25 protein-coding genes are annotated in these 23,079 nt (G+C 65.7%); 13 read left to right on the top strand and 12 right to left on the bottom strand.

What is annotated here, in order from left to right; all coding sequences use genetic code 11:
- Positions 1–30 precede the first annotated feature (30 nt).
- Positions 31–699 (bottom strand): S24 family peptidase, encoded by a 669-nt coding sequence (locus ACUCV3_RS12050; RefSeq protein ID WP_069335686.1) that lies wholly within the window; start codon positions 697–699, stop codon positions 31–33.
- A 115-nt stretch (positions 700–814) separates the two neighbouring features.
- Between ACUCV3_RS12050 and ACUCV3_RS12045 the strand changes: the two genes are divergently transcribed.
- Both ACUCV3_RS12045 and ACUCV3_RS12040 read left to right on the top strand, forming a co-directional pair.
- Positions 815–1,000, top strand: coding sequence for a hypothetical protein (locus ACUCV3_RS12045; protein ID WP_004210013.1), 186 nt, complete (start codon positions 815–817; stop codon positions 998–1,000).
- The gene (locus ACUCV3_RS12040) at positions 997–1,368 is read left to right on the top strand and encodes a hypothetical protein (RefSeq protein ID WP_125989984.1); all 372 of its coding nucleotides are present in this window, start codon (positions 997–999) and stop codon (positions 1,366–1,368) included. Before ACUCV3_RS12045 ends, ACUCV3_RS12040 begins: the two co-directional genes overlap by 4 nt.
- Before the next feature lie 9 nt (positions 1,369–1,377).
- On the opposite strand, the gene ACUCV3_RS12035 is transcribed toward ACUCV3_RS12040, so the two are convergent.
- Together ACUCV3_RS12035 and ACUCV3_RS12030 are read right to left on the bottom strand one after the other, a co-directional pair.
- The gene (locus ACUCV3_RS12035; RefSeq protein ID WP_048936298.1) at positions 1,378–2,460 is read right to left on the bottom strand and encodes a hypothetical protein; all 1,083 of its coding nucleotides are present in this window, start codon (positions 2,458–2,460) and stop codon (positions 1,378–1,380) included.
- Between the two features lie 51 nt (positions 2,461–2,511).
- Positions 2,512–3,735, bottom strand: a complete 1,224-nt coding sequence (locus ACUCV3_RS12030; RefSeq protein WP_482240649.1) for a TIGR04063 family PEP-CTERM/XrtA system glycosyltransferase — start codon at positions 3,733–3,735, stop codon at positions 2,512–2,514.
- A gap of 101 nt (positions 3,736–3,836) precedes the next feature.
- Between ACUCV3_RS12030 and ACUCV3_RS12025 the strand changes: the two genes are divergently transcribed.
- The 6 genes from ACUCV3_RS12025 to ACUCV3_RS12000 all read left to right on the top strand — a co-directional run bounded on the left by ACUCV3_RS12025 (position 3,837) and on the right by ACUCV3_RS12000 (position 8,830).
- On the top strand, positions 3,837–3,974 hold the full coding sequence (locus ACUCV3_RS12025; RefSeq protein WP_004210005.1) for a hypothetical protein: 138 nt from the start codon (positions 3,837–3,839) through the stop codon (positions 3,972–3,974).
- On the top strand, positions 3,967–5,331 hold the full coding sequence (locus ACUCV3_RS12020; RefSeq protein ID WP_010336883.1) for a putative O-glycosylation ligase, exosortase A system-associated: 1,365 nt from the start codon (positions 3,967–3,969) through the stop codon (positions 5,329–5,331). The genes ACUCV3_RS12025 and ACUCV3_RS12020 overlap by 8 nt, the downstream gene beginning before the upstream one ends.
- On the top strand, positions 5,328–6,041 hold the full coding sequence (locus ACUCV3_RS12015; protein WP_125989980.1) for a hypothetical protein: 714 nt from the start codon (positions 5,328–5,330) through the stop codon (positions 6,039–6,041). Before ACUCV3_RS12020 ends, ACUCV3_RS12015 begins: the two co-directional genes overlap by 4 nt.
- 78 nt (positions 6,042–6,119) lie before the next feature.
- Positions 6,120–7,127, top strand: coding sequence for a DNA topoisomerase IB (locus ACUCV3_RS12010; protein WP_279729440.1), 1,008 nt, complete (start codon positions 6,120–6,122; stop codon positions 7,125–7,127).
- Between the two features lie 32 nt (positions 7,128–7,159).
- A complete protein-coding gene (locus tag ACUCV3_RS12005) occupies positions 7,160–8,317 on the top strand; it encodes a mechanosensitive ion channel family protein (RefSeq protein ID WP_279729437.1) in 1,158 nt (385 codons plus the stop codon).
- A gap of 114 nt (positions 8,318–8,431) precedes the next feature.
- The gene (locus tag ACUCV3_RS12000) at positions 8,432–8,830 is read left to right on the top strand and encodes a hypothetical protein (protein WP_010336879.1); all 399 of its coding nucleotides are present in this window, start codon (positions 8,432–8,434) and stop codon (positions 8,828–8,830) included.
- A gap of 387 nt (positions 8,831–9,217) precedes the next feature.
- Here ACUCV3_RS12000 and dgcA read toward each other — a convergent pair whose 3' ends face one another.
- Positions 9,218–10,192 (bottom strand): N-acetyl-D-Glu racemase DgcA, encoded by a 975-nt coding sequence (gene dgcA / locus ACUCV3_RS11995; protein WP_279729434.1) that lies wholly within the window; start codon positions 10,190–10,192, stop codon positions 9,218–9,220.
- Between the two features lie 103 nt (positions 10,193–10,295).
- Between dgcA and ACUCV3_RS11990 the strand changes: the two genes are divergently transcribed.
- Together ACUCV3_RS11990 and ACUCV3_RS11985 are read left to right on the top strand one after the other, a co-directional pair.
- Entirely contained in the window at positions 10,296–11,588 is a 1,293-nt protein-coding gene (locus ACUCV3_RS11990) for a class I SAM-dependent methyltransferase (protein ID WP_279729432.1), read from the top strand.
- A gap of 57 nt (positions 11,589–11,645) precedes the next feature.
- The gene (locus ACUCV3_RS11985; RefSeq protein WP_279729430.1) at positions 11,646–13,433 is read left to right on the top strand and encodes an ABC transporter transmembrane domain-containing protein; all 1,788 of its coding nucleotides are present in this window, start codon (positions 11,646–11,648) and stop codon (positions 13,431–13,433) included.
- A gap of 24 nt (positions 13,434–13,457) precedes the next feature.
- Here the strand turns inward: ACUCV3_RS11985 and ACUCV3_RS11980 are convergent, their stop codons facing one another.
- The 5 genes from ACUCV3_RS11980 to ACUCV3_RS11960 all read right to left on the bottom strand — a co-directional run bounded on the left by ACUCV3_RS11980 (position 13,458) and on the right by ACUCV3_RS11960 (position 16,499).
- On the bottom strand, positions 13,458–13,781 hold the full coding sequence (locus tag ACUCV3_RS11980; RefSeq protein ID WP_099232017.1) for a PilZ domain-containing protein: 324 nt from the start codon (positions 13,779–13,781) through the stop codon (positions 13,458–13,460).
- 179 nt (positions 13,782–13,960) lie between these two features.
- On the bottom strand, positions 13,961–14,383 hold the full coding sequence (locus ACUCV3_RS11975) for an ExbD/TolR family protein (RefSeq protein ID WP_004209993.1): 423 nt from the start codon (positions 14,381–14,383) through the stop codon (positions 13,961–13,963).
- 24 nt (positions 14,384–14,407) lie between these two features.
- A complete protein-coding gene (locus tag ACUCV3_RS11970; RefSeq protein WP_482240648.1) occupies positions 14,408–14,896 on the bottom strand; it encodes an ExbD/TolR family protein in 489 nt (162 codons plus the stop codon).
- A gap of 113 nt (positions 14,897–15,009) precedes the next feature.
- Positions 15,010–15,765 (bottom strand): MotA/TolQ/ExbB proton channel family protein, encoded by a 756-nt coding sequence (locus ACUCV3_RS11965; protein ID WP_004209990.1) that lies wholly within the window; start codon positions 15,763–15,765, stop codon positions 15,010–15,012.
- A 71-nt stretch (positions 15,766–15,836) separates the two neighbouring features.
- Positions 15,837–16,499 carry an energy transducer TonB gene (locus ACUCV3_RS11960; RefSeq protein ID WP_004209989.1) on the bottom strand — a complete coding sequence of 221 codons (663 nt, stop codon included), beginning with the start codon at positions 16,497–16,499 and terminating at the stop codon, positions 15,837–15,839.
- A 249-nt stretch (positions 16,500–16,748) separates the two neighbouring features.
- Here ACUCV3_RS11960 and ACUCV3_RS11955 point away from each other — a divergent pair, with 249 nt between their 5' ends.
- Positions 16,749–17,627, top strand: coding sequence for a hypothetical protein (locus tag ACUCV3_RS11955; protein ID WP_279729425.1), 879 nt, complete (start codon positions 16,749–16,751; stop codon positions 17,625–17,627).
- Between the two features lie 109 nt (positions 17,628–17,736).
- Complete coding sequence (locus ACUCV3_RS11950) at positions 17,737–19,041, top strand: homoserine dehydrogenase (RefSeq protein ID WP_010336871.1); 1,305 nt, start codon at positions 17,737–17,739, stop codon at positions 19,039–19,041.
- A 20-nt stretch (positions 19,042–19,061) separates the two neighbouring features.
- Here ACUCV3_RS11950 and ACUCV3_RS11945 read toward each other — a convergent pair whose 3' ends face one another.
- Positions 19,062–19,499, bottom strand: coding sequence for a hypothetical protein (locus ACUCV3_RS11945; RefSeq protein ID WP_010336870.1), 438 nt, complete (start codon positions 19,497–19,499; stop codon positions 19,062–19,064).
- 220 nt (positions 19,500–19,719) lie between these two features.
- On the opposite strand from ACUCV3_RS11945, the gene glpX reads away from it, so the two are divergent.
- Positions 19,720–20,703 carry a class II fructose-bisphosphatase gene (glpX, locus tag ACUCV3_RS11940; protein WP_004209983.1) on the top strand — a complete coding sequence of 328 codons (984 nt, stop codon included), beginning with the start codon at positions 19,720–19,722 and terminating at the stop codon, positions 20,701–20,703.
- 95 nt (positions 20,704–20,798) lie between these two features.
- Here the strand turns inward: glpX and ACUCV3_RS11935 are convergent, their stop codons facing one another.
- The gene (locus tag ACUCV3_RS11935) at positions 20,799–21,176 is read right to left on the bottom strand and encodes a MerC domain-containing protein (protein WP_004209982.1); all 378 of its coding nucleotides are present in this window, start codon (positions 21,174–21,176) and stop codon (positions 20,799–20,801) included.
- A gap of 91 nt (positions 21,177–21,267) precedes the next feature.
- Positions 21,268–23,049 (bottom strand): sensor domain-containing diguanylate cyclase, encoded by a 1,782-nt coding sequence (locus ACUCV3_RS11930; protein ID WP_482240647.1) that lies wholly within the window; start codon positions 23,047–23,049, stop codon positions 21,268–21,270.
- Between the last annotated feature and the right edge of the window lie 30 nt (positions 23,050–23,079).

Genomic DNA, 23,079 nt, shown 5'->3' with positions numbered 1-23,079 from the left:
ACGGCGCCTTTCAAAGACGAACCAGGCTTCTCAGACCAGCCGCCTGCCTGTCCAGACGACCCGGCCGACGATCGCCACCATCGCCGGATCGATATCGGTCCAGTCGGGATAATGGGGATTGTCGCTCAATACGCTGAACCGGCCGCGCAACGGCCCCATCGCAACCCGCTTGACCATCAGCACGCCGTCGAGCCGCAGCACATAGACGCCATCACGCAGGCGATCGGCGTCATCCTCATGATCGACCATGATGTCATCGCCATCGTTGAGCGTGGGGGCCATCGATTCGCCATCGACCCGGATGATCGACACGCGCTGCGGCCGCACGCCCAGATGCCGTAGCCATTGCGCGTCGAACGCCATCACACCCGCGGTACGCTCATCCTCATCCAGCGAGCCCGCGCCGGCCGAAGCGCCAAGCGACAGGCGCGGCACTGCCACCACCGCCGGCAGGCCGCGCACACGCGGGATCGGTGCGCCGACCGGCACCGGGCTGCCCAGCATCGTTTCCGCCACGCCGAAATAGCGCGCCAGAATACGGCGATCCGCCTCGTCCAGCTTGCGCGGCGTGCCGCGCTTGATGAACTGCTGAATATAGGCGGGATTGCGCCCGATCAGCCGTGACAGATCGGCATAATTTTCCCCGCGTTCGACGATCAGCCGATCGAGGGCAGTCCGGGCGTCCTGCGCTTCATCCATGTTGCATCCATAATGATAGGAATTTTCCTAGACAAGTAGGAAAATGAATATGAGATAGGAAATTGCCTATTGATTCGCAGGGGGCGAATCGGCTCGACAAAGGAGAGGTCCGTCCATGCTGCTGCGCACGATCGAGAAATTCCTGCGAGACTATCAGATAGCGCCGACCCGTTTCGGTCGCGACGCCGTGCGCGATCCGCGCCTGGTCTTCGACCTGCGCATGGGGCGCGATCCGGGCGATCGAGTAAAGAGACGCGTAGAACATTTCATGAACGAATATCGCAGGAGCGTGAGCCAATGACAAGCGCCGACATGCTGCGCACGAGCGCGAATCTGGTCCGTAATCGAGCAGGAGAACGGCGCGAGGCCGATCCGCTGGCCCAGTTGCTGGTCCAGTTGATCGCCCGGATCGGCGAACCGGCGACGGTCGAGCGTGCGGTCAGCCGCCCCTGGGCCAGCGCCCTGTTCGAGGGGCGCCGCCATGTCATCCTGTTGCGGGTGGCGGGCGGCAGCCTGCGCGCGCGCCGGGAGGCGCTGGCCAGCGAATTGCAGGAAGCGGAATGGACATTGCCAGGCCATTTCGTCGCCGACATGGTGATCGACGACCTGCGCGGCGATGCGGAGGGCGAATGGATTGAGCTGTCCGCCCTCACCATCCGCGACTGGTAGCCTGATCGTTTAGCGCGGGCGGCCGGTCATGGTGCGCAGCGTGCCGAGTGCGGCACGCAGCGCATCCTCGACATCTTCCGACACGGCTTCACGCACCGGCACCGCCGAGGCGATCGGCATGTCGGCGATGACGCGCGGCGCGGTCGCCGGTCGGCCACGCTGGACCAGCGCCCGCTCCAGCCGCTCGGTCAGTTCGGTAATCGACAGGCTGTCGATGCTGCGCGCGCTCGGGACGGGCGATGCCTCCGCCCTCAGAACGAAAGGTGCGGGTTCGGGCGCAGGATCGAACGCCTGGATCGGTTCTTCGATCACCGGTTCCGGGACGAAGGCAGGGGCCTGCTCGACGACCGGCTCTTCGTCAAAGGCGGCACATTCCGCCACTGCCTCTTCTTCCCAAGGCTCGAATATAGCGTCTTCCGGCGGCGCGAACGGCGCGCGGCCGAGCGGGATCGGATTGGTCGACAGGGCCGGCATGGCGTCGAACGGACGCGAGAAGGCGGGCGCGGGCGCGATCGCCATATCCTCGACCGGCGCCTCTTCATGCGGGGTCGGCATGGCAAAGGCGGCCGGCGTCTCCATGCGCACCACCGTCGCCGCCACCGGCTCCACCGGATCGCTATCGACCACCAGACGACGACGCCCCGATTCCGGGCGCGCGAAGATATCGGCGCCGCCAAAATCGCGGCTGGCAAAGATCGGAGGACGGGGCGGCGCATCAGGATGTGCGTCGGCGCGGCGCTGCGCGGGTGCAGCCTCTTCGGCAGCGGGCACATTGCGTCCGCGGGCAAGCGCGGTCAGCTTGGCAAATGCGAAACCCATTTTTCTTGCTCCTTGGGCGTCTGGATGACGCCTTCCGCTTATTCTCAAGCGCCTGTGCGGCGCATCCGATCCATTTCGCCGCACCGCGGCCACAATTCCTACACTCATCAGCGCGGCAAAACCGGCCAGCAGCAATCTTGCCTTCATGCCCAGCGGCGGACCGGCCGCCGGGATCGTCTCGCTCAGACCGCTCGACGCGACCAGCATTTCCATCCAGCCGACCGGCAGGGTCAGCACCACCAGGGCACCGCAGCCTGCCGCGGCCAATGCCATGATGGCCAGTCTCCGCATGGACGGTGTGAACTTCGGCATCGCCGCCGTTCCTCAGGCCGCCTTTGCGGTCGAGTCGCGTCCCAGAAGTCGCTGGTAAACAGGCTCATAACGCAAAATGTTTGACGACCAGTTACGCTCCCTCTCGACGAAATCGCGCGCCACGATGCGGCGTTCATCCCAGAAGCCGCGATCCGCGAACATGCCTGCCAGCGCCTGCGCGATCGCGGCCGGGTCGTCCGGCGCGAACAGGGTGCCGGTCACGCCATCCTCGATCAGTTCGCGATGGCCGCCGACGCTCGACGCAGCAACGAGTCGGCCCTGCGCCATCGCCTCCAGCGGCTTCAATGGCGTCACCAGATCGGTAAGGCGCATCGCCTTGCGCGGATAGGCGAGGACATCGACCTGGGCATAATAATGTTCGACCTGGTCGTGTGGCACCCGGCCGACAAAGACGATATGGTCGGTGAAGGGCGAGGCCAGCGCCTGATCGCGCAGCGCCTGTTCCATCGGCCCGCCGCCGACCAGCAGCAGCTTCGCCCTGGGCCGCGCGCGCACGAGTCGCGGCATGGCGGCAATCAGATCGTCCAGCCCTTCATAATCATAGAAGCTGCCGATGAAGCCGACGACATCCGCCCCTTCGAGCCCCAGCTTCGCGGTCAGAGCCGGATCACGCGGCACCGGCGCGCCGAACTGATCAAGATCGACGCCATTGGGCGAGACGGTGATCTTGGCCGAGTCGATTCCGCGCGCAACCAGATCGGACCGCAGCCCTTCGCAGATGACGGCAACCGCATCGGCGGCACCGACCGCATGGGTTTCAAGCTGGCGGGTCAGCCAGTAGCGCGGGCTGCCTTCGGTCCCGGTGCCGTTGCCGACCGCCGCATCCTCCCAGAAGGCACGAATCTCGTAGATCAGCGGAATCCCGTGCCGGCGCGCGACTCGCTGCGCGGCCATGGCGTTGAGCACCGGCGAATGGGCATGGATGATGTCCGGCCGCCACTGGCGCACCAGCGACTCGATCGCATCGGCATGGGCGGAAATGTCGCGCCATTCGCGCAGCAGCGCATTGCCGCCGGCCGCTTCGCCCGGCGTGCGGTGGAAATGCAGGCCGTCGACCAGTTCCTCCTGCGGTCCCGCAGAGACATGGCGCCGGCCGGTCAGCCCGCGCACGTCCCAGCCCTTTGCCAGTTGCGCGCGCAGGATCGCCCGCGTGCGGAACGTATAGCCGCTGTGCATCGGCAGGCTGTGATCGAGAACGTGAAGGATACGAGTCATAGCGGTAACTTTTTGCCGAAAAAGGTTTAACGCCCCGTCAACTCTGTCACGCTAGGGATTTTACGGGGCAAGAGTCCAGAACCGGCAGATCAAAACACGCAATGATTGATACCCTATCCCTGCTGATCAGCCATGGCGTCATCCTGCTGGCCGCCTGGCGGCTGCTGTCGCGCCCGGACCTGGATCGCGACATCGACACCCCGCCGGCATCGCCGGACGGAGACGCCGCCGATGCGTGACCTGTTCTTCATCGCCTTCCTGGGCGCCTTCTTCCTGATGGGATTCAAGCGGCCGTTCCTTCTGGTCATCATCTACGCCTATATCGACATCGTTTCGCCCCAGCGGCTCTGCTATTATCTGCTCAATTCGATCCCGATCTCGCTGATCGCCTTCGTCTGTGCGGTCGGTGCCTGGATAGTGGTCGACGACAAGAAGGATTGCCGTTTTTCCGCGCGGCAGGTGCTGCTGCTCGTCCTGCTGGCCTGGTGCGGTTATACGACCGCCACCGCCGATTTCCCGATCAACGCCGCGACCAAATGGGCCTGGGTGTGGAAGGCGATCGTCTTTGCCGTGTTCCTGCCGCTGGTGCTGCGCACGCGGCTGCGGATCGAGGCGCTGGCGCTGTTCATGGTGCTGTGCGCGAGCACGATCATCATCAATGGCGGCATGAAGACCGCGCTGTCGGGCGGCGGCTATGGCGTGCTCAATCTGATGGTCGACAATAATAGCGGCCTGTATGAGGGTAGCATCATTTCCTGCGTGGCGATCGCGCTGATCCCGATCATCCTGTGGCTCACTCAGCATGGCACCATCTTTCCGCCCGACTGGAAGGTGAAGGCCTTTGCCTATGCCTTGTGCCTGGCCTGCATGCTGATGCCGGTCGGCACGGAGGCACGCACGGGCCTGGTCTGCCTGGTGATCCTGGCCGGCATGATGCTCATGCGGTCGAAGCGCAAGTTCGTCTATGGCCCGCTGCTGGCCTTTGCCGCGCTGGCCGCCATCCCCTTCCTGCCCGCCAGCTTCACCAAGCGGATGCAGACAATCGAAAATCATCAGGGCGACGAAAGCGCGTCCACCCGCGTCGCGGTGTGGATGTGGACGCTCGACTATGTGAAGACCCATCCGGGCGGCGGCGGCTTCGACAATTATCTCCAGAACAGCTTCACCTATTTCGCCCAGAGCGAGGTCGGCGATGGCGACGAGAAGCGGATCGAGCGCCGCCTGGTCACCGACAAGGGCCGTGCCTATCACAGTGCCTATTTCGAGATGCTGGGCGAGCAGGGCTATTTCGGCTTCTTCCTGTGGGCGCTGCTGCACCTGAGCTGCTTCATCCGCACCGAATCGATCCGGCGCATGTATCGCAAGCGCGACGGACCGGATGAGGCCTGGATCGCGCCCTTCGCCGTGGCGCTGCAGCAGGGCCATGTCGTCTACATGATCGGGTCGCTGTTCGTGGGCATCGCCTATCAGCCTTTCATCTTCATGATGCTCTCGCTCCAGATCGGCCTCGACACTTATTTGACCCGCAAGCGCAAGGACGCCGGACGCGTGCCGTTCTTCGAACAGCCTGGCGCACAGGCGGGAGTGACGGCATGACCATGGAATTGCGGATTTTGGGCTGGCTTCAGGGACTGATGCTGGGATTGATCCTGGCTGCCCCGCTGCTGTCCCCCGCCTATATGCCATGGGGCGTGCAGATGCTGTTTGCCCTGTCCGCCTTCCAGTTGCGGCAGGCCGACCGGCGCTGGGCATTGCGGCCGGGCATGACCGGCTGGATCAGCCATATCCGCATGGCGCCGTCGCGGATGCTGCCCTGGGCGGCGAGTGCCGTCGTCGCCTTCATCGCGGACGGTGCGGGCGCGGCGGCCCCCGGCGCGATCCTGCTGGCGGCGCTGACCTGCGAATTGCTGCTCTATCCGCTGCTCACCCGCCTGATCGGCGGCTGGCAGTGGCGCCGTGCCGCGCTGGCGATGATCGGGCTGATTGCCGCCTGCGCCATCGTGCCGGCCGGCGCGATGCAGAATATCGCCATGTTCGCGCTGGGCGTCACGGGCTGCCTGTTCTGGCTGCGCGGCCCCGACGGCGACCTGCGGGCGACGCTCGCGGCCTTTGGCGGCGGGTTTTCGGCGATCACCCTCGCCTTTGCCATGCCCGCCACCATGATGCTGGCCTTCCCGCTGGCGGTCATCAGCCTGATCGTCGGCTGCGCCCAGGCGACGACGGTGCGCCGCCAATTGCTGCCCTGGACCGGCCATTATGGCGCGGGCACCGGCTGGTTGCAGCGGCTGCGATCGCGCCCGTCCTGACAGCGCCGGGCAGGCTGCACGCGGAACGAAGCCGATCATCACGGGTTGGACCGGAAGAAAGAAGGTCGCCCGGTTCCCATGTCGTCCCCCGCCATCATCCACAGCCATGACGGCATGCCCGGTATAAGCCGGCGCGCGCTGAAGCAGGGATGGGCCTATCGCGCGGCGGACGGTAGCCGCATCACCGACCGGGACGAGATCGACCGGCTGAACGCGATCGCCATGCCGCCGGCCTATCGCGACTGCTGGTTCTGCCCCTCCCCCCACGGCCATATCCAGGCGACCGGCTATGACGAGCGGGGGCGCAAGCAATATCGCTATCACCCCGATTTCCGGGCCGCGCGCGAGGCAGAGAAATATGCCGGCTGCCCTGCCTTCGGCCGTGCCCTGCCACGCTTGCGAGCGCAGATGGAGGAGGATCTGTCGCGACGCGGCCTGCGCAAGGCGCGGACGATCGCGGCGGTGGTACGACTGCTCGACCTCGCCAAGCTGCGCGTCGGCAACGAACATTATGCCACCACCAACAAGAGCTTCGGCGCGACCACGCTGCGGCGGCGGCATGTCGACCTGAATGGCCGCAGCCTGACCCTGCGCTACCGGGCCAAGTCCGGCAAGGAACAGCAATTGAGCATCACCGACAGCCGCCTGCTGCGATTTGTGCGGGCGGTGCAGGATCTGCCGGGCCAGCATCTGTTCCAATATCTGGACGAGGATGGCGAGGCGCATCCGATCAGTTCGAGCGACGTCAACGCCTATATCGCGCAAGCCATGGGCGGTGACTTCACCGCCAAGCATTTCCGCACCTGGGGCGCGTCGACCATCGCCTTCGAGGCGCTGGCGGCGGGCCATGTCTCGCTCAAGGAGATGATCGAGCCGGTCGCGGCGGCGCTGGGCAACACGCCGGCGATCAGCCGCAAATCCTATATCCACCCCGCCCTGATCGACCTGTGCAAGGACGGACAGGATGAATGGCGGCAGGGGCTTCGCCTGCCGCGCCGGACGCGCTATCTGTCGCGTCACGAACGCGGGCTGATCGCGTTCCTCGACGATCTGGCCAACGCGCCCCCGCTGGCAGCAGCAGCCTGATCGAGCCCACGGACCATCAATCAAGGATCAGCATGGCCAACAAGAACGACCCCGGCATCGACATCAATGTGCGTGCGCCCAACCTCACGGAAATGTGGCATTCGACCATCGCCTGGTTCCAGCTTCATTATATCCAGATCCTGATCGCCGTCGGCGCGGCCACGATCATCTATCTGGCGCTCGCCACGCTGCGCCGGATCGGCACCAAGCATCGCGGCCGGCGTGGCGACCCGCTGGGCCTGGGCAATGTGCTGAGCCGGGCGGCGGCGCGCACGACGCAATATTTCATGATCATGGTCGCGGCGCGGCTGGTCGTGGTGTTCGCCGATGCGCCGGCGTCGCTGAGCAAGACCGTCACCTTCTTCTTCACCATCGCCACCGTGTTGCAGGCCGCGATCTGGGCACGGGAGATCATCCTGGGCCTGATCGAGCGCAAGACGCTGGCCGACGATGGCCAGGGCGAGACGCTGGCCAATGCGATGGGCCTGATCCGCATCCTGGTGACCTTTGCCCTGTTCGCGATCGCCGCAATCGTGGTGCTCGACAATCTGGGCGTCAACGTGACCGGCCTGGTCGCGGGTCTGGGGATCGGCGGCATCGCGATCGGCCTTGCCGCGCAGGGCATCTTCTCCGACCTGTTCGCGGCGCTGTCGATCATCTTCGACAAGCCGTTCCGCCAGGGCGAGATCATCACCTATGACCAGACCACCGCGCGGGTCGAGAAGATCGGCCTGAAATCGACGCGGCTGCGGGCGATGAGCGGCGAGAAGAAGGTGATTTCCAACGCCAATCTGCTGCAGAAGGAAATTACCAGCCTGCAGACGCTGATCCAGCGCCGCGTCACCTATGCGATCGGCATCATCTACCAGACGTCGGAGGAACAGGCCGAGGCGATCCCCACCATATTGAAGGAGATCGTCGAGGCGGAAGGCATGATCTTCGTCAATGCCGGGATCATCGCCTTTGGCGCCAGCAGCCTGGACTATCAGCTCAATTTCGATGTGCCCGATCCCGACCATCATGACTATTTCCAGATGCGCCATCGCATCGGCCTGGCCATCTGGAAGCGGTTCAATGCCGAGGGTATCGAGTTCGCCTATCCAACCCAGACCAGCTTCACCGCGGCCCCCGACGGCAAGGCGATCATGCCCTATGCCGAGGTGCAGCCAGTGCGCCGCGTCGACGGATAGAATGAAACGCCTCGCTTCACCGCACGACGGATTCGGCTGGTCCCCTTTCCGCTTGCCGGCGGGGATCGGCCGCGCCCTTACCCATCCATCACCAATGACTGATATGGATTTGCCATGAAAATGAACCGGATGGCGGCCCTTGGCCTGCTGATCGCTGCCCCCCTTATGGCGCCTGCCGCCCATGCCGAGGGACTGGGCGCTGAAGTCAATTATGGCCGCGCCGACGGCCATTGGGGCACCGAGATCGGCGCCGGCTATGCGCTCGACATGGCGGGCTTCAGCCTGACGCCGGGCGGCGGCGTCTATCTGCGCGATGGCGACACCAAGCTCTATGGCCGGGTCGAGGCGGCCTATACGATTCCCATGTCGGTCTCGATCGGTGCCGGCGTGCGCTTCAGCGGCGACAATACCCGCCCCTATGCGACGCTGGCGATGCCGCTGATCCCCAAGCTGCGCGCCAAGGCCAATGTCGGTCCGAAATATTATAGCGTCGGCCTGACGCTGGGTTACTGAGCCAAGACAATCTGCCGCGATCGGCGGGCCTGGCTGGGTCACGCCGACGCGACAGCCCCGAAGTTCACAGTGTCGTCGAGCAAAATGGGCCGTTTGCACCGGATATGCACCACCCACGCCCCTGTCACGCGACGCCGGCGCGACATTTGGGTCACAGCTGCCTGTCGATCGGGTCACGACCAGGAAACGGTGACGCGCCATCGCGGCGACACTTGGGTCACGCCTCCCATGGGCGACGGGCGATGACGCGGATTGCATCGCCGAGGATAGACCAGAGAATGGCCGAATAGGAAAGCGGTGGCCGGTTGGCGCCGCTTGTTTCAGGCGGCCTGCCCCCTCCACCATCCTGCGGATGGTCCCCCTCCCCGCACGCGGGGAGGAATGATTTCAGCCTTGGCCCCAGAGGGTGCCGGGGTGGAGCAGGCCGTCGCGCAGCGGCAGGGCGCCGTCGCGATCCTTCGCCAGCAGCAGCGCGCCATCGAGATCGATCCAGTCGGCGCCCTGCGCCACCAAGGCGGCAGGCGCGATGCCGAGCGAGGTGCCGAGCATGCAGCCGACCATGATGCGAAAACCGCGGGCCCGCGCCGCCTGCGCCAATGCCAGCGCTTCGGTCAGGCCACCAGCCTTGTCGAGCTTGATATTCACCGCGTCGAAATCGCCCAGCCGGTCGAGATCGGCGCGGGTGTGGCAGCTTTCGTCGGCACAGAGCGGCAGCGGCGCACGCAGGCCGGCCAGCCTGTCCTCCCGCCCGTGCAGGATCGGCTGCTCCACCATTTCCACGCCCAGTTCGGCGAGCGCCGCCGCCTCCGCCACGATGTCGCGGTCATGCCAGCTTTCATTGGCGTCGACGATCAGCCGGACGTCGGGTGCGCCGGCACGCACGGCGGCGATGCGGGCATGATCGCCCTCCCCCGTCAGCTTGCATTTGAGCAGGCCGAAGCCGCGCGCGACGGCGGCGCGGGCATCGGCCTCCATCCGCTCCGGTTCGCCCAGGCTGATGGTGAAGGCGGTGGGCAGCGGCGTCGGTGCAGCAAGGCCGGCCAGTTGCCAGACCGGGACGCCGGCCCGTTTCGCCTCCAGATCCCACAGCGCGCAGTCGAGCGCGTTGCGCGCGGCACCGCGCGGCATCGCCTGCAACAGCGCCTCACGATCCAGCGGCCCGGCATAGGCGTTGATCGCCGCCGCACAGCCCTGAGCCGTCTCGCCCTCATAGTAAATGGCCGTGCCCTCGCCCCGCCCGACATGATCGCCGTCGCCCACGGTGCAGACGACGACGTCCACCTCCGTCTTGGCACCGCGGCTGATGATGAAGGCGCCCGCCACCGGCCAGCGTTCGACCGTCGCGGAAATTATACGGGTCATCGGCGTTTCCTGCGTGATGATTTGACCAATTCGACCGGCGTCATATGCGTGAAACAGGACGGCCGGCATAGTCCCCGCCTTTGCGACAGGAGCGTATTTCCCCGTGACTTCCCGTGAATTGACCGGCTTCCTCTCGCTGCATGAATCCGAACCGGTGACCGATGACCTGTCCCGCCGCACTTCCGACATGGCATGGCGCCTGGCCTTTGGCGCGATCGGCTGGCCCTGGCTGCTCGCCAGCCTGTCGGGCGGGCGCAAGGCGGACAAACGCGCGCTGCTGGACGAACTCAAACTGCCCCATGATGCGCTGCCCCATCTGGGAAGCTGGAAGGCCGACGTCGGTTTCCTGCGCCATATCGTGCGCGAGATTGCGCGGCTGCGGCCGGCGCATGTCGTCGAACTGGGCGCGGGCGCATCCTCGCTGATCGCGGCACGCGCGCTGCAATTGCATGGCGGCGGACAGCTGCACAGTTTCGACCAGCATGGCGGCTTTGTCGACGCGACCCGGCAATGGCTGGCCGACCATGCGCTGGACGTGGATATCCGCCATGCGCCGCTGACGCACGAAAGCGCCGACTGGCCGGGTCGCTGGTATGCGATCGACCGGCTGCCCGAGCAGATCGACCTGATCATCATCGATGGCCCGCCCTGGAGCGTGCATCCGCTGGTGCGGGGCGCCGCCGACAGCCTGTTCGCGCGCCTCTCGCCCAATGGCGTGGTGCTGCTGGACGATGCCGCGCGGCCGGGCGAACGGCTGGTCGCGCGCCGCTGGCGCAAGCGCTGGCCGCATATCGATTTCCGCCTGAAGCATGACGGCACCAAGGGAACGCTGGTCGGTCGGCGCCGCGACATGTCGCAGCCGGTGGCCAATGACAATGAGGCCGGGCGCGGCTGGCGCCATGTCGGCCGGGCGGCGGCGATCGCCGCGCTACTGGCGACGGGGTGGATCAGCCGGGGGGCGCTGGGGGAATTTCCCCAGGCGGCGCAGGCCAGCACCTTCCTGGACGAGGCGGCCGCTTCGCGCCGCGCTGGCCTGCTGCGCCAGCAGATGGCGTCGCAGGTCGAGAGCGCCAAGCTGGACGATGCCGAAATCCGGCGGTCGACCGGCATCGTACTGCCGCGCCTGCCGGCCAATTGGCAGGTAAGGGACGTGCAACTGTTCCCGACCGCCGACAGCCCGGCGATCGCGATCGCGCTGACCACCGAAAAGGGCGAGCAATTGTCGCTGTTCGCCGACCGGGCGGAAACGCCGGCGGAAGGGCAGCCGCTGATCGCGGAGCGGCGCGACGGCACGGTCGCCTATTGGGAGGCGGGCGACATGGCCTATGCATTGACCGGCAAGGCGGATACGCCGCGCCTGATGGCGCTGGCCGAACGGATCGCACCGGCGGCCTGAGCGGCGGGATCACGCCCGCCCATTGAGGCGGGCGCGCCGCGCTGCTAACGCCCCGACATGGAGGATGCCACCGCACCCGCGCCGCGCCGCGCCGATCGCCCTGCCCTGTCGAGTCTGGCCATGCTGTGGCGCTTTGCGACGCGCTATCCGGCGCGGATCGCCGGGGCGCTGACCGCGCTGATCGTCTCTTCCGCAGCGACGCTAGCGATCCCAAGCGGCTTTCGCCTGGTGATCGACAAGGGCTTTACCGGCGGTGGCGATATCAGCCGCTGGTTCGAATATCTGTTCCTGCTGGTGGTGATCCTGGCGCTGGCAAGCGCGCTGCGCTTCTATTTCGTGTCCTGGCTGGGCGAGCGGGTGGTCGCCGACATTCGCAGCGCGACCCAGGCCAATCTGCTGCGCCAGGCGCCGGCCTTCTTCGAGGAGAACCGGCCGTCGGAGATCGCGTCGCGCATGACGGCGGACACCGCGATCATCGACCAGGTGGTGGGGTCGACCGTGTCGGTCGCGCTGCGCAACCTGGTCACCGGCATTGGTGGCCTCATCTATCTGTTCATACTGGCGCCCAAGCTGGCGGGGCTGCTGATCCTGGGCATACCGGTGATCGTGCTGACATTGGTGACGCTGGGCCGGCGGGTGCGCAAATTGTCGCGCGCCAGCCAGGATCGGCTGGCGGAAGTCGGCAGCGTCACCACCGAGGTGCTGGGCGCGATGAAGATCGTCCAGGGCTTTGGCCAGGAAGGTCGCGAGGCGGCCCGGTTCGATGCGACCGTCGCGAGCGGCTTTGCTACCGCCCGTCAGCGCATATTGCTGCGCGCGGTGATGACCGCGATCGCCTTTGCCCTGGTGTTCGGATCGATCACCGGCGTGTTGTGGCTGGGCGCGATCGACGTCGCAGCCGGGCGGCTGTCGGGTGGCAGCATCGCCGCCTTCGTGCTGACCGGCGGGCTGGTGGCCGGTGCCTTCGGATCGCTGTCGGAAAGCTGGGGCGACCTGCTGCGTGGCGCCGGGGCGGCGAGCCGGCTGGACGAACTGATGGTGGCCGAGCCGGCGATCGCTGCGCCGGCTGTACCGGTCGCGATCCCGACGCTGGCGCAGGGCGCGCGGCTGCGCTTCGACAATGTCCATTTCCATTATCCCACCCGGCCCGACCAGGCGGCGCTGAACGGCGTCACGATCGACATTGCGCCGGGCGAGACGGTGGCGGTGGTCGGACCTTCGGGCGCCGGCAAGTCGACGCTGATCCAGCTGGCGCTGCGCTTCTATGATCCCGACCAGGGCGAAGTGCGGCTGAACGATGTGCCGCTGCCGGCCGCCGATCCGGCAGCGCTGCGCGCCGCCATGGCGATGGTGCCGCAGGACAGCGTGATCTTCGCCGCGTCTGCCCGCGACAATCTGCGCTACGGCAAATGGGATGCGAGCGACGAGGAGATATGGGCAGCGGCGCGGGCGGCCAATGCCGAGGCCTTTCTGCGCGCCCTGCCCCAGGGGCTGGACAGCCATCTGGGCGAAGGCGGCGCACGGCTGTCGGGTGGGCAGCGCCAGCGCGTGTCGATCGCCCGCGCGCTGCTGCGCGATGCGCCGATCCTGCTGCTGGACGAGGCAACGTCGGCGCTGGACGCGGAATCGGAGCAACTGGTCAAGGATGCACTCGACCGACTGATGCAGGGGCGCACGACGATCGTCATCGCCCATCGGCTGGCGACCGTGCGCGCCGCCGACCGGATCATCGTGCTGGATCAGGGACGGATCGTGGAACAGGGCGACCATGCGACGCTGGTGGCGCTGGGCGGCCTTTATGCGCGGCTCGCCAGCCTGCAGTTCCAGGACCAGCTGGACGGCTGAACCGCCGTCCGACTGGACGCGCCGTCAGCGGCCGGACAGGCTGCGCTGGATGATATAGTCGAAGATGGCGGGATGGAGCGGGCGCTCGAAGGTGCAGCCCGATTCATGCGCGCGCACCCATTGAACGCGGGCGCGACGGCCCTCGAAACCCGGCAGCATGATCCACAATTCGCTGCCGACGGTGAGCTTCATGAAACTGTGCAGGCGAAAGCCGGTGAGCGACATGTCGGCGATATTGCTGGTGAACCAGGTCTCACCCGGACGCCGCACCTTGACGCTGATCACAACGTCGCGCCGTTCGGCAAGCCGGCCCCTGCGTTCCAATTCGGTCAGTCGTTCAGCGCCCATGGTCCACATCCACCCATTCCCCTTCAGCATCGCGCAGGAAGGTAAGGGAAATGTTAAGCGGGAGACGGACGGGCACAAAAAAGGGGCTGCCGAAGCAGCCCCTGGTCTGTGGTCCGATTGATCGTCCGACGGGTCGGAGACGGGAAGTCTGAGACCGACGGGCCCCGGACGATCAGGGATCAGAACGAGCTATACTGCTCGTTGCCGACGAAACCCAGCTTGGTCACGCCCGCACGCTTGATCTCCGCCAGCACCTCGTCAACGACGACGTAGCGGGTCTGCGCGTTGGGCTGGAACTGCAGTTCCGGCTCGACGGGCAGACGCAGCGACTGCTGCAGATACTGACGCAGGGTCAGCAGGTCGATCGGCGCACCGTTCCAGCTGATCACGCCGCCGGCATCGATCGCGACCTTGTTCTTGACAGGGTCGACCACATTGTCGCTCGGAGGCGCGCTCTGCGGCAGATCGATCTTAACCGCGTGGGTCTGGATCGGAATGGTGATGATGAACATGATGAGGAGAACGAGCATGACGTCGATCAACGGCGTCGTGTTCATTTCCACCATCGGCTCACCATCATCGGAGCCCATGCTCATGGCCATAACGAATTCTCCTTATGCGGCCGATCAGAGGCGGGTCGTCGTCGAACCGGGTTCCGGTTCGGAGATGAAGCCCACCTTCGGGAAACCGGCGCGCTGCATCGTGTAGATGGTGCCGCCGATGCAACGATAGGGGGTATTGATGTCGCCGCGGATATGCACTTCGGGCAGATCCTCGGGCGTCAGATTTTCAACACCACCAGCCCTCTTGATGTCCGCTTCCAGCTTGGCGACGGCGCGATCGAGCAGTTCGTCGGAGCTGACCTTGGTCAGGTTCCAGTAAACCGCACAGCTGCCGTCGGGCGCCGAGGTGACCGACAAGGAAACATTTTCGGGTTTCGTCGTGGTCGGCTCGAACGCCACCTTGGGAAGTTGCAGATCGACCGTCTGGACGACGACCGGGACCGCGATGAGAAAGATGATGAGCAACACCAGCATGACGTCGACGAGCGGCGTCGTGTTGATGTCGGACATCGGCTTGTCGTCACCGCCGTCGGAGCCAACACTCATTGCCATTGATACAATCCTAACCTTGGTGTCGTAGGTGCCCCGTTAACCGGGGCCCCTGTCCGGCAGGGGCCGGGTGGTCGCAGCCGCCACCCGGCGCCCGAACCGGCGTCTTAAGGCGATCAGGCCTTGGTCGGCGCAGCAGCCGGCTTGGCAGCAGCAGCGGCCGGAGCGGCAGCAACGGTCGGCTTCACGGCGCCGTCCGAAACCAGGTAGGCCAGCAGGTCGACGGTGAAGCCGTTCAGCTGTTCCGAGATCGCCTTGTTGCGGCGCTGCAGGAAGTTGTAGGCCAGAACGGCGGGAACGGCCACGGCCAGACCCAGCGCGGTCATGATCAGAGCTTCACCGACCGGGCCGGCAACGGCGTCGATCGAGGCCTGACCGGCAGCACCGATCTTGATCAGAGCGCGGTAGATGCCGATAACGGTACCGAACAGACCGATGAACGGCGAGGTCGAACCGACGGTGGCGAGGAACGCCAGGCCGCCACCGAGCGACGAGTTGATCGCGGCTTCCGAGCGAGCCAGCGAGCCGTGCAGCCAGTCATGTGCTTCGACCGGATCCTTCAGCTTGCCATGCTCTTCCTGAGCCTTGATGCCGTCATCGACGATCTGCTTGTAGGCCGAGTTCTTTTCGAGCTTGGCCGAAGCTTCCTTCAGCGAAGCGGCGCGCCAGAAGGTCGCACGGATCTTCTTGCCCTGGCTGATCACCTTCTGCTGTTCGATCAGCTTGGTGAACAGGATGTAGAAAGTGCCGACCGACATGGCGCAGAGGATGATGAAGACGGTCCAGGCAATGGTGCCGCCCTGCTCCAGGGCTTCCATCAGGCCGTACGGGTTTTCCGGCTTGGGCGCCGCGGCTGCGAGATACATCAACATGTTCAAGACTTCCCTCTCAAAAGGATCGTGAAAGGGGAGAGCGGCGCCGGGCGCCTGCCCTCCCGTTTAAATTACTGCGGGATCCGCCACTGAATGCGGTTCGCGTAGGTCGACGGGATCTTGTTACCCTGGTCATCTTCCGCGGGGCTAAAGCGCGCGCGGCGGGAAACCAGCTTACAAGTTGCGTCGTCCAGTTCAGGCGAGCCACTCGACTGCGTAACGGTGCAGCTCGTGACACGGCCATCGGCGCCCACTTCAAGACGGAAACCAGTGGTCCCCTGCTTTTCTTCACGCAGAGCGCGCGAAGGATAGTCTTCAGTGGTTGCCCAGGAACCCGGATTGCCACGCGGCGACACGCCCTTTGCAGCCTGCTTTGCAGCGGGCGGCGGCGGCGGGGCCGGCGGCGGTGCGGGCACCGGAACCTCATTGAACACCGGCGGCGGCGTCCGAACCGTCTGGATCGGCGGCGCTGGGGCCGGGGTCTGGACGATCGGCGGCGGCGCGACGACCGGCGGAGGCTCAATCGGCTTGTCCGGCGGCGGCGGCGGCGGCTCCTCGTCCGGTGGCGGGGGCTCCTCCTTCACGTCGATCACGTTCAGCTGTTCCGCCGCCTTTTTGACATATTTCATGCCAAGACCGGTGACGAAGGCATAGCCGAGAACAGCGTGAATCAGGGCGACGATGACGATCGATATCGTGCGACTCGATCCTTGCGAGTGGTCAGCATAGGCCATTCGGCAACGACACTCCTTAACTCATCTTACCAGTGGGTTGTACAAATCAGCCAAAAACGGCCCGAGCTGCCCGGGGGTATCCCCGACCACCTTTGGCCCTTATCCGTCCATTTGCTACCGTGCGAACTCCTATCGCGGCGCATCGTGGCACGCAAACGCTTTATCGAACTACCGGCTTGCGTTTACCATCACACACCGGAATGACTTGCCTGTGACATCCCTGCCACGGGCTGACAGCATAGGACGAAGATGCAGAAGAAATCCACCATCGCCATGAAGACACTCGCCTCGCTGTGCCTCATTTCCGCCTCATATACCGCCGTTTTTCCGGCATTTTCTCAGACAAATTCGATGACAGCGCAATCATCGACGGTCGCCGCCGGATTGACCTATGCCGACATTGCCGACCTTTCCGATGCGGCCCCGCTGGTTGCCAACGTGCGCATTAGCAACATCGTCCCGTTGAAGCCCGAACAGGCTCCGGACGTCCCTGCGGGCTATCGCAGGGTCTATGTCGAGGCCGAAGTGACAGCACTGATTCGCGGCGAAGGGGGCATAAGCCCGACCGTCGGCTACCTCTATGACGCTCGCCTCGATTCGAAGGGTAAGATGCCCAAGCTGAAAAAGGCACAGGTGCTGCTGTTTGCCCGTCCGGGCGGGCGGCCGGGCCAGATTCAGCTGATCGCGCGCGATGCGCAGATCGCCGCCACCCCCGCCGAGGTAGAACGGGTGAAGGCGGTGCTATCCGCCCTGGTCGCACCCGATGCCGCACCGCGAATCATCGGCCTGGGCGACGCCTTCCATGTTGCCGGCACGATTGCAGGCGAAGGCGAGACCCAGATTTTCCTGCGCACCGAAAATGGCGACCCGGTGTCGCTGTCGATCATCCGCCGCCCCGGACAACAGCCCAGCTGGGCCGTGGCGCTGGGCGAAATCGTCGACGAAGCCGCCCGCGCCCCTGCCCCCGGCAGCCTGCTCTGGTATCGGTTGAGCTGCAGCCTGCCGGCCACTTTGCCGGCCCGGTCGGTCCGCACCCTGGCAGTGCAGGACGCCGAAGCCGCCCGCGCCGATTACCAGTTCGTCCTGAACGCACTCGGTCGCTGCGCACGCAATCGAAAGCCGAGCTGACCCCCTACGCACTTATCTTTCAATCGGGCGCCGCTGTGCTTTTCCTTGGACAGCGGCGCTCGGGCCGCTATCAGCGCGGCTCTTACAGTGCGAAGGACCAGGAAACACCATGACCAATCTCCACCGCCATGCCCCGCTGCGCGTCGCGCTCGTTGGCCTCGGAACGGTGGGTGGCGGCGTCATTCGCCTGCTCAACACCAATGGCGACCTGATTGCCCGCCGTGCCGGTTGTCCGGTGCAGGTCGTCGCCATCTCCGCGCGTGACCGCAACAAGGATCGCGGCGTCGACCTGTCGCCCTATGAATGGGTCGACGACATGACGACGCTGGCGACCCGCGACGATATCGACGTGGTGGTCGAACTGATCGGCGGCGCCGATGGCCCGGCTCTCACCCTCGCCCGCCAGTGCCTGGCCGCCGGCAAGCCGTTCGTCACCGCGAACAAGGCGATGCTGGCCCATCATGGCCTGGACCTTGCCAGCCGCGCCGAGAAGGCCGGCGTGGCGCTCAAATATGAAGCGGCGGTCGCCGGCGGCATCCCGGTGATCAAGGGCATGCGCGAAGGCGCGGCCGCCAACGAGATCAGCCGCGTCTATGGCATCCTCAACGGCACCTGCAATTACATCCTGACCACCATGGAGAAGGAAGGCCGGGGCTTTGACGAGGTGCTGAAGGAAGCGCAGGAACTGGGCTATGCCGAGGCCGATCCGAGCTTCGACATTGACGGCGTCGATGCCGCGCACAAGCTGACCATCCTCGCCAGCCTCGCCTTTGGCACCGAACTGGACTTCGACCATGTCGCCACCACCGGCATCCGCCATGTGATCGCCGCCGACATTGCCGAGGCGGCGGCGCTGGGCTTCCGTATCCGCCTGGTCGGCATGGCGGAGAATGGGCCGGAAGGCCTGTTCCAGCGCGTCCATCCGATGCTGGTGCCGCTCGACCATCCGCTTGCCCATGTCGACGGTTCGCTCAATGCCGTCGTGGCCGAGGGTAATTTCGTCGGTCGTCTCTTCTTCCAGGGGCGTGGCGCGGGCGACGGCCCGACCGCATCGGCGGTGGTCGCCGACCTGATCGACGTGGCGCGGGACGAATATGGCGATGCGCTCGCGATGCCGGTCGCCGCCCTGACCCCGCAGCAGCCGGCAGACGCCGGCCAGCGGATCGGCCGCGCCTATCTGCGCTTCAAGGTGCAGGATCGTCCCGGCGTGCTGGCCGAGATTGCCGCCGCGACCCGCGATGCCGGCGTCTCGATCGAGAGCATGATCCAGCGCGGCGCCAACCAGGCCGATGGCGTGCTGGTGGCGATCGTCACCCATGCCGGCGAGGAACGCTGCGTGCGCGAGACGCTGGAGCGGCTGGCCGGCTCCGACAGCCTACTCGACACGCCGATGGTCATGCATATTCTGGATTGATCGCGCCGGGACCGGTGGGATCAGTGCTGGCCGGCGCCCTTGACCGAATCCGGCAGGGGCGGCGGTGGCGCCATGTCTGCGTCGGGGTCGAGCAAATGGGTGATGGCCTTGCCGGCCAGCATCGCCGCGCCCAGGATCGGCACGCCACCGCCGACGCAGCCCGTCCCCTGCCCGCCGACGACACCGCAGGCGCCTTGCCTGGGTGCGGCAGCGGACGCGCGCGGCGTGTCACCGGCAAGCGGTCGCCCTTCGACCGGCTCGCGCGGCAGCGGCAGTCTTTCCTTCGCATTGCGCTCCGCCCGGCTGCCGCAGACGACGATGCCGCCGCCGCTGCGATCGCAGGGTCGGACGACGGCGGTGCGCGCCTGATATTGCTCCATCGCGGTGCGCTGGGCGAGCGGCGCTTCATCCACCCGCACGATATCCTGCGCGGCCGCCAGCGGCAGGCCGATCAGCAAAAGAGGGAAAGACAAGACCCACCGCATGACGACATCTGAACAGTCGAACATGGCGGGATGATGGCAGCGGCTGGACGCTGCGGAATGGCATATAAGGCAAAGGCGCGTCCATCCGTGGCATCACGACTATGAAAAGCTTTGCGAGCCGGGCAAGTTGGGTCGACAAGCAGAGGCGGACATCCTATCGCCCTGCTCTATCAGTTACAGCAGAGGAGTGGCTATGGTGCAGGCTAGTTCGATTCTCGATCGCGTCTTGGTACTCGAAATGGTGCGCGTCACCGAAGCGGCTGCAATCGCCGCATCCAAGCTGGTCGGTCGGGGCGACGAGAAGGCCGCCGACGCCGCTGCGGTCGAGGCGATGCGCCTGGCCTTCAACGACCTCTATATGGACGGCACCGTCGTGATCGGCGAAGGCGAGCGCGACGAGGCGCCGATGCTCTATATCGGCGAGAAGGTCGGCAATGCGATCGGCAAGGGCCCCAAGATCGACATCGCGCTCGATCCGCTGGAAGGCACCACCATCACCGCCAAGGCCGGCCCCAATGCGCTGGCCGTGCTGGCCATTTCGGAAGAAGGCGGCCTGCTCAACGCGCCCGATGTCTATATGGACAAGATCGCCGTCGGTCCGGGCTATCCCGACAATATCATCGACCTCAACAAGTCGGTGAAGGAAAATGTCGAGGCGGTGGCCAAGGCCAAGGGCGTCGATCCGCATGAAATCATCGTCTGCGTGCTGGATCGCCCGCGCCACGAGAAGCTGATCGCCGAACTGCGCGCGATCGGCTGCGGCATCATGCTGATCCCGGACGGCGACGTGGCCGGCGTGATCGCGACCACCAATCCCGAAACCACGATCGACATCTATATGGGTTCGGGCGGCGCGCCCGAGGGCGTGCTGGCCTGTGCCGCGCTGCGCTGCGTGGGTGGCCAGTTCAAGGGCCGCCTGCTGTTCCGCAACGATGACGAGAAGCAGCGCGCCTACAAGTGGGGCATCACCGACCTGGACAAGGTCTATGACCTCAAGGAACTGGCCAAGGGCGACTGCATCTTTGCCGCGACCGGCGTGACCGACGGATCGCTGCTGGCGGGCGTGAAGCATCTGCCGGGCGACAAGCTGACCACCGAGAGCGTGGTGATGCGCGCCAGCACCGGCACCGTGCGCTGGGTCAAGGGCGAGCATCGCGTCGAGCGCAAGGACGCCTGATCGGGCGGACAGGACGGAAAGACGAAGGGGGCCGAAAGGCCCCCTTTTTCGTGGTCATCGATGCGGGAAGATCGGCCCCCGCTAATCGCCGGCGGTCAGTGGCTGGCGCGGTGGTTGAGATCGTGGCCGAGCGCGAGGATGGCGACGCCAAGCAGCGTATAGGCGCTTTCCTGCCAGCCATGATCCATGGTCAGCGCGCCGGCCATGATGCCAAGGCCGAGCGAACCGATCGCGGCGGGCATCATGAAGCGATGGACGAGCGCGCCATGGCCGAGCGCGATCGCGCCCATCAGGATGGCGAGCGCCAGCCCCGCTTCATGGAAGATCGGACTGTCGAAAATGCCGCCGGCCGATGCCAGCAGGCCCAGCACCACTGCGGTCAGGAAACAATGCGCGACGCACAGGCCCGAAAGCGCCATCGCGAGGCGATCAAGGCGTCCGGATTCCAGGGCGTGACGGAAGCTGAGCAGCATGGTGCGTGCTACATAGTCGAGACCGGCATAAGTTACAACATAACATCACCGATTTTTCCGGCGGGAAAGACGTTCCCGTTCCGCCGGACCGTCAGGCGGCGAAGCGCAGGCAGTTGCGACCGCTGCCCTTGGCGGCATAGAGCGCCTTGTCCGCCGCCTCCATCAGGGTCGCGGCGCTGGCGCTGCCGTCCAGTTCGACAAGGCCCGCGCTGAAGGTGATGGCGATATCCTCGCCATTGCCGAGCGGGAAAGGCCGCACCCCGACGCGGGTGCGCAGATGCTCGCAGATGCGCTCGGCCCGTTCCAGATCGACATCGGGCAGCAGCACGGCAAATTCCTCGCCGCCCAGGCGCCCGATGCTGCCGGTGCCACGCAGAGCCTGACGCAGCCGCTCGACAAAGCCCACCAGCACCCTGTCGCCGGCGGCATGGCCATGGCGGTCATTGACCGACTTGAAATGGTCGATGTCGATCAGCAGCAGGCAGGCCTGTCCGCCGGCCGCGACGCGGGCTATCTGGTCGTCCAGCTTTTCCTGCAATGCGCGGCGGCTGTCGGCGCCGGTCAGGGCATCCTGCGCCGCCGCCTGGTGCAGCGCCCGCTGGCGCGCCTTGTGGCGGGAAATGTCGCGCACGGTGCTGATGACGCCGATCGCCCGCCCCTGCTCGTCCAGCACGGCGCGGACCAGCATCTCATACCAGTCGAAATCATTGTCCGGCCGGTTGGGGCGAAATTCGACCGCATGCGCCTCCCCCGGATGGGCGATCGCGCGGCGATGGGTGACGATCGCGAAGGGCCGATATTCCGGATCGATCAGGTCGACGGCGGACTGGCCCAGCAGTTTGTCTGCATCAATGCCGATCTGGTCGACGGCCGAAGGCGAGACATATTGGATGATGCCGTCGATGCTGAGATTGACCACGCCGTCACCGCTATGTTCGGCAAAGGCGCGATAGCGCGCCTCGCTGTCGCGCAGCATGCGGATCAGCCGGCGACGGCTGTTGAGTTCGGCGGCCACGGGAACCGACAGCAGGAAGCTGAGCACCAGATAGAATTGGAAGAACTGGATGCGTTCGGGAATGCTGGCCGCGACCAGCCGGAGCGGTCCATGGCCGGTCATGGTCGCCGTGCCACCGATCAGGGCGAGGATGACGATCGCCGCCGCCGACCCCGCATAGCCGGTGCGGAAGGCGATCAGCACCAGCGGCAGCAGCGAGGCGAACAGCATCGGATAATCGACGCGATAGAATATCCACCAAGCGCACAGGGCGAAGGCGGACAGCAGGCCGAACGCCTCCAGCCGCTCGATCGGCCGGGCCTGGCGCGCCCAGCGGCTCACCTCGCCCTGCAGCAGGATCAGCAGCAGCGGCGTGCAGATGAGGCCGCCCAGCACATGGCCGCTATACCATTGCAGCCAGATATGGGGGAAATTACCCCCCAGCAAAATGGAGACCACGAGCCCGGCGCCGATACCGGCAAGCACATTGGCAACGCCCGCCAGCGCGCAGATGAAGATGGACAATTCGCGCATCGATGCAGCGATCTGTCGCCCGACGCCCAGCCGGCGACAGATATAGGCAACCGCCAGCGCCTCCCCGACGTTGAGGATCGCCATCGGCACCGCCGCCATTGCGCCGATGCCGAACAGCGCCGTCGCGATCGTGCTGGCGACCATGCAGGAGAGGATGAGACGCGGCCAGGCGCGCATGCGCGCGGTCATCATTTCCGCCATCAGCAGGGCATTGGCGCCCCAGATGAAGGCCAAGCCGCCTTCGAATCGCGAGGTCAGCAGGGCAAGCGACGCGACCGCAAAGTAAAGCAGGCCGGTAAATACCGACATTTTCAGGGAAATATGGCGAAGGGCGGGCCGCGTCATGTTCCCATCCGGGTTAAGCGGACAATGTTA

This window comes from Sphingobium sp. VMM, from assembly GCF_056790315.1.
The sequence above is the reverse complement of the archived record's forward strand: the minus strand, read 5'-3'. Positions and strand labels throughout refer to the sequence as shown.